Genomic DNA, 8,909 nt, shown 5'->3' on the forward strand with positions numbered 1-8,909 from the left:
TGGTACTAAAGACTTGGATGCTGCTATCGGAGAATTTGAACGGGTTTGTGACTACTTCGACAGTCGGGAGGCTTAAAAATGAGTAAACAACGAAAGCACACGAAAAAATCAACTTTGCGTAAGAAAAAACGGCGGATGGCTGAGCATATACGAGAGCATAAGGAACGTGAGAATGCAGAACCAGTGGAGGTGCGGCATGAGAGACGTTAGGTTTAGGGCATGGGACAATGATAAGCGAAAGTATGTGCCAGTGATGATGTTGGACTTTGACTTCTGAACGGTTACGGTGGGTACCTTGAAATCATCAATCACTGAACGGATTAGCTTTCAAGGATTAGAGACGAACCGTTTTGAATTGGAGCAGTACACAGGTTTGAAAGACGTTAACGGCGTTGAAATCTATGAGGGCGATATTTTAGAGGACCAGGACGACCACACACACTGGTTAGTTTATTTCAGTGAGGGGGCATTCGTCGGTTCATGTACGGATATCGAAGAGAGCCTGGGTGATTTGACGGGAATGCCAATTTTTAGCAATGTTCATGAGACTACCGAGGAGGGGCACAATGATTAAAGACTACTGTAAGACAGCTACTGTTCAGGCTGAACAGTTTGATGGTTCAGACGATATGGTAGAGCAGTGGTACCTGGAACGAAAAGGTGACCACTATTATGTGCAAACAACGTACATGGGAAATGTTAAGGTTCGTAAGGGTGACTGGCTGGTCAAAGAAGGCAGAGAAGTATCGGTTTGGGAAGATATTGGGTTCCAATGTGATTTTTCTGAACTGCCAGTTCTTCCAGAGGCGGTCGCAAACTATATTGAAGCCTGTCGTGTCCGACACATTGGTTTGGAGCATGTACTCGGTCAGGTATACCAGCTAGAAGTAGCGCGGACAGGCGGCTCGGAAGTGGCAAATTGGATTATGGCTGGTCATGTAGACATGTTTGCTAGAGCATGGCTAGACGGATATCAAATTGAGGAGGCAGACAAGTGAAATACGCTGAATTTAAGGAAATTGCGTTGTCAGAAGGATTTGAGCCACATGTTGCGCCAGCTGAAATTGTGATGTTCGAAGATATGGGGCGCTGGGTAGTTACCATCAGTAAAGATAAGTGTAGTTACTGTGTTCGTTCATTTTACTGGAAGCAAGTATCACCTGAATTTGCGGCGGCCATAGCGGAGTTTGCTGGAACAAATTGGATTGACCGCGAGATGCCAGATGATGAGGAGGATCCTGAATGATGAATGATCTAATCAAGAAAATTGAAGCGTGGTCGGTAACCCGTCGCCTTGATGAGCAGCCATCCAAAAATCAGCTGCTGAAACTAGTCGAAGAGGTTGGTGAACTGGTCGCTGGCCACAATAAACAGCACAAGGCCGAAGTAATCGACAGCGTAGGTGACATTCTGGTGGTGCTGACTATCTACTGTCAACAACGCGGGCTATCTATCCAAGATTGTTTGGAAGCCGCTTGTGAGGAAATCAGTGGGCGTAAGGGCAAGCTGGTTGATGGTGTGTTTGTGAAGGAGGCGGATTTATGACAAAAAAAATAGACATTCTTATTAAGATTGCTGATGTATTTTACACCTTCTTGTTTTCAATCATCGCATTGTATGCGTTTCTAGTGGGTAATTATTTGCAGACCTTAGCGGCACTTGCATTTAGTGTGTATATTCATAAAATTAATTCAGAATGGTGGTAATTGGATAATGACAACTGACCAGAAAACATTTCGCCGCTATCTACTAACTGTTTTTGAAGACCAACGCGGCGACATTATTCGAGCCATGATGTGGATGAGCAACCACTTTCAGCGTTGGCCGAATACGGTACGGGTGGCATATCACCGGCTGTCTATTTCGGAACGTAACGCGGTAGTGCGGGAGGTGTTGATGAATGGCGATTGATTTATCGGATGAAACTGTTGCTAAGATTGTGGATGGACTGATCACACGGGGGCACAAGTTCTCTAAGATTGAGTCTGAGGAAGAGCTGCGGAACACTAAGTCTCTGCTGTCTCATTACCAGTTGCTGGAGAACCATTTGACGGTGGAGTTACCTGAGGTAAAGGAAGATGTTCCACTATCGCAGTATGAACGGAGCCTGTACTCTTTGCTGGGGTATCGGGTGCGGTCCAAAGAGATGATGGAGTTTGTCAATAACATTTTGAGCCGATACAAAGAAATCTGTACGGCAGGGACGTTTGAGGACCGGCGCCGGTATGACGTGATTAAGAAGTTGTATCTGATTGATGGTAAGCAGACACGACTTCAATTGGCCGACTTCTACCGGGTTGACGAGAAGACTATTCGGCGGGACGAGCGTAAGGCCATCGATGATCTTTCGATTATGATTTTCGGGATTGATGCGTTTAACGATATGTCCAAAACACGCCGAACGGGTGTCCAGAAATAGCCGAACTAAAGAGTTACTATAGTATTGTGAGATAGATTTAAGTATTGCGGTGGCGGAATAGGTAGACGCATCCGACTCCAAGGTGGGTATGTTTTAGTGGAGACCCAAGATAGGTATGTGAGGTGAAAATCCTTACCCGCGATGTTGAAACAATAATTCCACGCTCCTTCAAACTTGCCCTAGCAGTAATGCTGGGGTTTTGTTATGCTTTAATTCTAGGGGATGAGTTAGAAGATGAAAGAGTGGATCAAAGGAATATGGCATTCATGGATAGGCAAGACTGCCTCAATTGTGGCAATCTCGTCACTTGGCTTTACCGCTTTCGGACAGATAAGCAATGCATTTCAGCATCATCAACAGGTGAAAGGTGCTAAAGCAATGATGATAGCATCCTGTAGGGACTCAATTTATGATTGTGATAGACTGCTAATGAAATATAGGATGTTAGAGAATGTTAGTTCATTACCGGCGTCCCAATTTAAATATAATTTGATGAGTTTGAAAGATAATGAGGATACTTTACAGCACACGTCACTATCCGTGTTAGGCGATAATGATCTTCAAAATTTTCAGACATACAATAAGGACCTGAATGTGACAATTGCTCAAATTGAAAATTCTTTCAGCATACTAAAAAAGGATTCGGGTAAATATTATGATAAAGAGGGGCCGGCATTAACTGCTAATGAACCGTTTTATCATGTGTCTAAGAGTCAGGCACAAATTGCGGTGGACAATCTAGTAACCCTTCGAGATAATTTTAAATATGATTTGAAGGTTATTCACGGTGGCGGATTAATTGTAGACAATGAATTGTACGATAAAAATTTTGAAAAAGTTAATCATAGTTGGTTGCAGAAATCTCGTGACAGATACGGAAATTTTGTGAAAAACTATAAGGAAGAGTAATAAATAGCGCTAACGATTGAGGAGGGATTACATGATAACGAAGAAGCAGAAACGTGCAATAGAGCTAATGTTTGAGGGTAATCTCTCTCAATCACAAATTAGCGCAGAATTAAAAATTCATCCGACCACGCTTTCTCGTTGGAAACGTGATGATGCATTTGTGGAAGCAATGCGAACTTTTACGGATGGTGTAATAGCTAGGTCAACGCCTAAAGCGATGAGTACAATGGTTCATTTACTATCTGCTAAGAGTGAGTTGGTTCGTTACAACGCCGCTAAGGACTTACTGGATCGAGCTGGTTTCATGCCAACTGTTAAGCAAGACGTAACTGCAACAGTCGGTCCCGTGCAGATTACCGATGACATCCCCGCTGGGAGTGATGAAAATGGCTAAGATTAGTCTCGCTCACTCAATGGCACCGAGCTTTTACCAGCTTCACCAAGACATCAAGCACCGATTACATTCAAATTACTGGTTATCAGGAGGACGAGGATCAACTAAGTCCTCTTTTATTTCGCTCGAAATTGTGTTGGGTATCATGAAGGATCCTGACGCTAACGCAGTAGTTATGCGGCGATACGCGTCTAACCTCCGTGAGTCAGTCTATGACCAGTACCTCTGGGCTATTGATACTCTGGGCGTCTCCCATCTGTGGGCAGACTCAGTGAGCCCCATGCAGCTGACTTACATCCCCACCGGTCAGCAGATTCGTTTCAAGGGTGCCGACAAGCCAGAGAAAATCAAGTCACAGAAGTTCCGGCACGGCTACACGAAGTTCAAGCACTTTGAAGAAGTTGCTGACTTCAAAGGCTGGAAGGAAATCCGGAACATCAACCAGTCATTGAATCGTGGTGGCTCAGATATTGTCACCTTCTACTCTTACAACCCGCCTGCCAGCGTCAACAGTTGGGTTAACCAAGCTCGTGAAGAGCAGGGCCGCCGAGATGATACATTGGTACACACATCTGATTACTTGTCAGTACCAAGAAACTGGCTTGGCAAGGAATTCTTAGCTGATGCCGAGCAACTTAAGAAGGACAATCCTAAGGCCTATGCGCATGAGTATTTGGGTGAAGTCACCGGTACCGGCGCTGAGGTTTTCAACAATCTTACTATTAGAGAGATTACAGACGAAGAGATTAGTCACTTCGATAAAATCTATCATGGCATGGACTTCGGGTTTGCACACGACCCGTTGGCCTATGGGGATGCATACTGGGACGCGGCACGACGCCGGGTCTTTTTGTTTAACGAAATTTATCAGGTCGGCATGACCAATCGAGAGGCAGTGGAAGCTATTAAGCGGCTTAATCCGGAGAATGGATTGATTACTGCTGACTCTGCTGAGCCGCGTACTATCGCTGAGTTCCGGGACTATGGGCTTAACGTCGTTGGCGCTCGCAAGGGACCAGGGAGCCGGGAGCACGGGTTCAAGTGGCTGCAAGACTTACGCGAAATCGTGATTGACCCTGTCCGGTGCCCCAATACGGCTAGAGAGTTTACCAGCTATGAGCTGGCTCGTGACCCTAACGGCAACTTCAAGGCTGGCTATCCTGATGGGAACGATCACTCGATTGACAAGACCAGGTATGAACTCGAATCATTGATGAAGAAGGGAGGATTCAGGCCTTGGAAGTAAAAATGATGAAGAAACTGCTGAAAAATACCGATGCTCGACGGACTAAGTTTGCTGCCAATTTCAATAAGTCGTTACACTACTACTTCAACGAAAACGACATCACCAACAGAAATAACGGTGAGTCTAAGTTGAACGGGGATGGCAAGGACGAACCGCTACGTCGGGCAGACAACCGAGTCAGCAGTAACTTCCACCAACTCTTAGTGGACCAGGAGGCTGGCTACGTTGCTACTGTGCCGCCCACTATTGATGTGGAAGAAGACACGCTTAATGATGAGATTAAGGACACACTGGGCGACAACTTCAACCTTCGGCTTAATCAGATGGTGGTGGACGCTGCTAATGCGGGGGTCGCTTGGCTGCACTACTGGATTGATGAGAGTGGTCAGTTCCGATATGGGATTGTACCGCCTGATCAGGTCGTGCCCATCTACTCTAGTGACTTAGACCGCAAGCTATTAGCGCTGAGACGGACGTACAAACAGCTTGACCCTGACACTGGCAAGTTCTTCAAGGTGCATGAGTACTGGACTGATAAGGATGTGACGGTGTTCAAATCAGAAATGGCAGACTACAGCGACCTATCGTTGTATGATGACCGCTTCACTCTCTATGATGTAACGACCGGGGATGAGACGGGCACCGGGGCTGTCCTGGAGCACAAACTAGGACGAATCCCGTTCATCGCATTTCCTAAGAACAAGTATCAGCGACCAGATTTGCTTAAGTACAAGGGCCTGATTGATGTGTACGACAATATCTACAATGGTTTTGTGAACGATGTTGACGACATCCAACAGGTTGTCCTGGTGCTCACCAACTTCGGTGGGGAAGACCTGGATAATTTTATGAAGTCTCTAAAAGAAGACCACGCTGTTAAGATGGATAGCATTGGACCCGGCGATAAGTCAGGCGTCGACAAGCTGACCATCGATATTCCTGTGGAAGCACGGAACTCACTGCTGGAAGTCACCAAGTCAGACCTATTTGTGGAAGCTCAAGGTATTAACCCGACTGACTTCAAAGAGATTGGCAATGCCTCAGGAACCGCCATTCGTGCGCTGTATGGCCATTTGGAGCTAAAGGCGTCTATCACTGAGTCTTACTTCCGAGACAGCCTCACTGAGCTGGTACGGGCCATCCTTCAATGGCTAGGTGCCGCTGATACCGATGGCCGGAAGATTACGCAAACATGGACTCGAACAGCTATTCAGAACAATCTAGAACAGGCGCAGATTGTATCACAGCTTGCTCAGTATACTAGTGATGAGGCTGTTGCCAAGGGTAATCCGTTGGTTGATGATCCACAGCAGGAATTGCAAGACCGTCAAGACGATATTGTTAAGCATGACGGCTATGATAACCCGAAGGCACTCGATGATGTAGGCGGTGAAGAGGATGACGAAGAAGCTTAGTTACTGGGAACGTCGGCACCTTCAAGCGAAAGCCAAAGAGATTAAGTCTACCGAGGCCTACGAGAAGGCATTACAGCCTGAGCTTAATGGGCTGTACCGTGACCTACATGCTGAGATGGAGAAATGGTACGTCAAGTATGCCAACAACCAGGGGATTGATAAGGATGAAGCCAGGAAAGCTATGGCTGACATCAATACCAAGCATTGGCAGCTCACGCTCAAGCAGTTTGAGGAACGAGCCAAGTCTGGTGGGTACCAGGATCAGTTAGATGCTGAGTATTTCCGTAGTCGAGTCGCTCGTTTACAGAACCTGGAGCAACAACTCCAGCAGCATACGCAGTCTTTCACCAGTCAACGAACTGAGACTATGCGGAATGGCTTGGCCAAACAGTACGAAGATACGTATATGCGGACTAACTACAATATTCAGGCCTCAAAAGGCGCCTTTACCGCTAACTTTGCTCACTTCAATGAAGCTCAACTTAAGATGGCAGTGTCTAACCCATGGGGTAAGGATGGCAAGGATTTCTCTAAACGTATCTGGAAGAACTATCAGAAGGAATTGCCTAGTTACCTGATGGATGCGGTTCTTCGTGGGACTGTACTCGGCTGGAGTCCAGCTAAGGTTAGTCAGATGTTCCATGCAAGGTTTCAGGACATTAAGCGAAGCAACATTCATAACTTGGTAGTGTCTGAAATGGGGCATGTTGCCGAAGAAGCTACGGCTCAGGGATATGAAGAGAATGATATCGAACAGTACGAGTATATGGCTACACTTGAGAGTCATACTTGTGACACTTGTGGACGCTTAGACGGCCAGATTTTCAGACTAGATAAGCGAGTAGTTGGTGTTAACTATCCTCTCATTCACGCTCGGTGCCGCTGTACGACGGTTCCTTACATTGAAGATTTACCTGATGTAACCGAACGTTGGTCACGGGACCCTGATACTGGCAAAGGTAAGATGGTCAAGGACATCAAGTTTAACCAGTGGAAGAAGCTGGTTGGGGAAGGCAAACCAGTTCCAGTTTATAAATCAATGCCGAAAATCATTGGGATTAACCCACTGGATAAAGGTCAATGGCCAAAAGGAATAGAAGTTGCCGACTTGCCAGATGGAGAGATGATTAATTTCAAGGCTCCTACCAGCCAGCAAGTTAATCGAGAATGGTTGCAGAAGTTGCTTCGATACGAAGACAATGACGAGTTGGTAGACAATATCAATTATTATCTTGGACGCTTTGCAACAGAAGTCGAAGTTAAGGATGTTGCTGCATGGATTGCCGAGGTCAAGAAGTTTAAAACACACGCCAATGTTAAAAAGAAGACTGTCAAGTCTGTTCCTGCAGTTAAGGCTAAATCTAATAATGCCTTAACTGGCAAAACAGCAACGACAAGCAAGAGTCCTTCGACCGGCGTGGCATCGATTGATGAGGTAATGAATGCTAAGAATAAAGCACAATTGGATAAGCTTTTACCAAGCGGTTCTAGTTTGTTTGATAGTCGGCTCTCTAGGGCTCCTGAAAACATGCAGCAGTTGTTCATGAAATATAACGATCACATTGCACTTATGGCTACCGACAGTGGAGATTCTTTCTATTCTCCATTCACTAAAACTGTTCACGTTTCTAAGAAGACTATTGGAAATAAGAACGAGTTAGCGCGAAATGATATTGATGTGGTCTTTCATGAAATGGCTCATGCAATGGATAACACTGATGAAATTGGAACCTACGTTGGTACGCGTTACTTACGTCGGAGTCAAAAGAAATTTGAACTACGACAAGTATTATCGGGTTCTCAAAGCTCTAAGTATCGTTTGTATGACTCTATTCACGAAGAAGGAATGGGTGTCGCTCGAGAAATTATGAACGGATACTATTCCCCTGATGAAGCAAGTAGGGCTTGGCGTGAAAAGAACATCGGTAAAGATGAGTCTAAGTGGCGGGAATACGCAGACGTATCTGATATGATTGACGCAGCAACCAGCGGCGAAATGTCACTAGGATTTGGACACGATAAGAAGTACTGGACATCTAAAATCTCAAGAGCAACACAGGCACACAATGGTACAGCTGAGAAGGAGTTCTTTGCAGAATGTACCTCAGCGACTATCAATAATCCTGGTTCACTCAGTAGAATTAAGAAGTGGTTCCCCAAGTCGTACAAGATTTACGAACAGATCGTAGAGGATATGATTCAAGGAGGATAAGATGGACTATTCGAAAATGAGTAGAAGTGAATTGCTTAACGCTTATATTGATAAATTTAAACAGAATTTTCCTCTCTATCAATCTAGTGGGGATTCGTACGAACTTATGCGGGAGTGTTTAATTAAAGGCGAGCCATACCACGTCAGTGACGATAAAAATAGAGTTTATTAGCACCTGACAAAAACGTTGAGTGCTATTTTTATACCCTGTTTGTCCCCAGCATGACGTAAAACTGCTTTTTTCTACGTCTTGTCAAGAAGAATGTTGATGTGCTGGTCTTTTAAATGGTTAAGATGGTTTTGAATTCACTATC

At 45.2% G+C, this 8,909-nt stretch carries 12 protein-coding genes; all 12 read left to right on the top strand.

Features of this window, described 5'->3' with window-relative positions; translation table 11 throughout:
- Positions 1 to 78: 78 nt before the first annotated feature.
- The 12 genes from JUF13_RS14550 to JUF13_RS13255 all read left to right on the top strand — a co-directional run bounded on the left by JUF13_RS14550 (position 79) and on the right by JUF13_RS13255 (position 8,595).
- A complete protein-coding gene (locus JUF13_RS14550; protein ID WP_268890211.1) occupies positions 79 to 210 on the top strand; it encodes a hypothetical protein in 132 nt (43 codons plus the stop codon).
- A 163-nt stretch (positions 211 to 373) separates the two neighbouring features.
- On the top strand, positions 374 to 574 hold the full coding sequence (locus JUF13_RS13205) for a YopX family protein (protein ID WP_236002704.1): 201 nt from the start codon (positions 374 to 376) through the stop codon (positions 572 to 574).
- On the top strand, positions 567 to 998 hold the full coding sequence (locus JUF13_RS13210; protein WP_203640059.1) for a DUF1642 domain-containing protein: 432 nt from the start codon (positions 567 to 569) through the stop codon (positions 996 to 998). The genes JUF13_RS13205 and JUF13_RS13210 overlap by 8 nt, the downstream gene beginning before the upstream one ends.
- The gene (locus JUF13_RS13215; RefSeq protein ID WP_203640060.1) at positions 995 to 1,246 is read left to right on the top strand and encodes a hypothetical protein; all 252 of its coding nucleotides are present in this window, start codon (positions 995 to 997) and stop codon (positions 1,244 to 1,246) included. Before JUF13_RS13210 ends, JUF13_RS13215 begins: the two co-directional genes overlap by 4 nt.
- Positions 1,243 to 1,545: a MazG-like family protein gene (locus JUF13_RS13220; RefSeq protein ID WP_203640061.1), complete on the top strand. Its 303-nt coding sequence runs from the start codon at positions 1,243 to 1,245 to the stop codon at positions 1,543 to 1,545. Before JUF13_RS13215 ends, JUF13_RS13220 begins: the two co-directional genes overlap by 4 nt.
- Positions 1,542 to 1,706: a hypothetical protein gene (locus tag JUF13_RS13225; protein WP_203640062.1), complete on the top strand. Its 165-nt coding sequence runs from the start codon at positions 1,542 to 1,544 to the stop codon at positions 1,704 to 1,706. Before JUF13_RS13220 ends, JUF13_RS13225 begins: the two co-directional genes overlap by 4 nt.
- A 194-nt stretch (positions 1,707 to 1,900) precedes the next feature.
- Positions 1,901 to 2,419: a hypothetical protein gene (locus JUF13_RS13230; RefSeq protein WP_203640063.1), complete on the top strand. Its 519-nt coding sequence runs from the start codon at positions 1,901 to 1,903 to the stop codon at positions 2,417 to 2,419.
- A gap of 234 nt (positions 2,420 to 2,653) precedes the next feature.
- Positions 2,654 to 3,328 (top strand): hypothetical protein, encoded by a 675-nt coding sequence (locus tag JUF13_RS13235; RefSeq protein ID WP_203640064.1) that lies wholly within the window; start codon positions 2,654 to 2,656, stop codon positions 3,326 to 3,328.
- 31 nt (positions 3,329 to 3,359) lie between these two features.
- Positions 3,360 to 3,722: a phBC6A51 family helix-turn-helix protein gene (locus JUF13_RS13240; protein ID WP_203640065.1), complete on the top strand. Its 363-nt coding sequence runs from the start codon at positions 3,360 to 3,362 to the stop codon at positions 3,720 to 3,722.
- Complete coding sequence (locus tag JUF13_RS13245) at positions 3,715 to 4,968, top strand: PBSX family phage terminase large subunit (protein ID WP_203640066.1); 1,254 nt, start codon at positions 3,715 to 3,717, stop codon at positions 4,966 to 4,968. The genes JUF13_RS13240 and JUF13_RS13245 overlap by 8 nt, the downstream gene beginning before the upstream one ends.
- Entirely contained in the window at positions 4,959 to 6,383 is a 1,425-nt protein-coding gene (locus JUF13_RS13250) for a phage portal protein (RefSeq protein ID WP_203640067.1), read from the top strand. Before JUF13_RS13245 ends, JUF13_RS13250 begins: the two co-directional genes overlap by 10 nt.
- Complete coding sequence (locus JUF13_RS13255; RefSeq protein ID WP_203640068.1) at positions 6,367 to 8,595, top strand: minor capsid protein; 2,229 nt, start codon at positions 6,367 to 6,369, stop codon at positions 8,593 to 8,595. Before JUF13_RS13250 ends, JUF13_RS13255 begins: the two co-directional genes overlap by 17 nt.
- Positions 8,596 to 8,909 lie beyond the last annotated feature (314 nt).

The organism is Levilactobacillus wangkuiensis, from assembly GCF_016861605.1.
In the GTDB taxonomy this organism is placed as follows: Bacteria; Bacillota; Bacilli; order Lactobacillales; family Lactobacillaceae; genus Levilactobacillus; species Levilactobacillus wangkuiensis.

Excerpts from the sequence above, each read along its gene's own strand:
- JUF13_RS14550 (WP_268890211.1), top strand. The coding sequence starts at position 79 with ATGAGTAAACAACGAAAGCACACGAAAAAATCAACTTTGCGTAAGAAA.
- JUF13_RS13210 (WP_203640059.1), top strand. The coding sequence starts at position 567 with ATGATTAAAGACTACTGTAAGACAGCTACTGTTCAGGCTGAACAGTTT.
- JUF13_RS13220 (WP_203640061.1), top strand. The coding sequence starts at position 1,243 with ATGATGAATGATCTAATCAAGAAAATTGAAGCGTGGTCGGTAACCCGT.
- JUF13_RS13225 (WP_203640062.1), top strand. The coding sequence starts at position 1,542 with ATGACAAAAAAAATAGACATTCTTATTAAGATTGCTGATGTATTTTAC.
- JUF13_RS13230 (WP_203640063.1), top strand. The coding sequence starts at position 1,901 with ATGGCGATTGATTTATCGGATGAAACTGTTGCTAAGATTGTGGATGGA.
- JUF13_RS13235 (WP_203640064.1), top strand. The coding sequence starts at position 2,654 with ATGAAAGAGTGGATCAAAGGAATATGGCATTCATGGATAGGCAAGACT.
- JUF13_RS13240 (WP_203640065.1), top strand. The coding sequence starts at position 3,360 with ATGATAACGAAGAAGCAGAAACGTGCAATAGAGCTAATGTTTGAGGGT.
- JUF13_RS13245 (WP_203640066.1), top strand. The coding sequence starts at position 3,715 with ATGGCTAAGATTAGTCTCGCTCACTCAATGGCACCGAGCTTTTACCAG.
- JUF13_RS13255 (WP_203640068.1), top strand. The coding sequence starts at position 6,367 with ATGACGAAGAAGCTTAGTTACTGGGAACGTCGGCACCTTCAAGCGAAA.